The organism is Roseovarius autotrophicus, from assembly GCF_018069895.1.
Classification (GTDB): Bacteria; Pseudomonadota; Alphaproteobacteria; order Rhodobacterales; family Rhodobacteraceae; genus Roseovarius; species Roseovarius autotrophicus.
In genome coordinates, this window is sequence record NZ_JAGQDH010000081.1 from 1 (window position 1) to 644 (window position 644).

Consider the following 644-nt stretch of genomic DNA (forward strand, 5'->3'; position numbering starts at 1 on the left):
CGCCATCTGAGGGTCTTTTTGCGCCAGTTCATCTGGCGGATCGCACTGCTCCGAGGGTTCACGCGGGGTGCTGGCAGCCCTCAAGCACTGCAAATCGCCACCTGAGGCCGTTGTTCAGGATGAACTAATTGGAAAACTGCGCTGAAAGGCCTGTTTTTACTGGCCTGACGCGGTATCCTGTGATTCACTTCCCGCCATGGATGCCACTGATCTTGCACGCGAAAATGCCCTGCTGAAAGCTCGCCTCGCCGAGGTCGAGGCGACGCTGGCTGAGACGCAAGAAGCCAACCGGCGGCTACAGGACATCCTGCGCGCGGCGCAACGCGAGAAGTTTGGCAAAAGCTCCGAGAAGCTGTCACCCGACCAGTTCAACCTGCCTCTGGAGGATGCGGAATTTGCCCAAGGCGTGCTCGAGGCCGCGCAGGAGAAAGCCGAGGCGGCGATGCAAAGGGCGCGCGGGGAAACGCCCCGCAAGCCCAGGCGCAACTGCGGGCATCTGCCCTCCCATCTGCCCCGGGTCGAGCGGGTGATCGAGCCTGCCAGCACGCTCTGCCCCTGTGGTTGCGGTGAGATGGCAAAGATCGGCGAGGATGTATCCGAGCGGCTGGACGTGATCCCGGCCCAGTTCCGGGTGCTGGTCACGC

At 62.9% G+C, this 644-nt stretch carries 1 protein-coding gene; it reads left to right on the top strand.

What is annotated here, in order from left to right; all coding sequences use genetic code 11:
• Window positions 1-196: 196 nt before the first annotated feature.
• The coding region (locus KAK09_RS18645; RefSeq protein WP_210880412.1) for an IS66 family transposase at window positions 197-644 on the top strand (448 nt) is incomplete at its 3' end.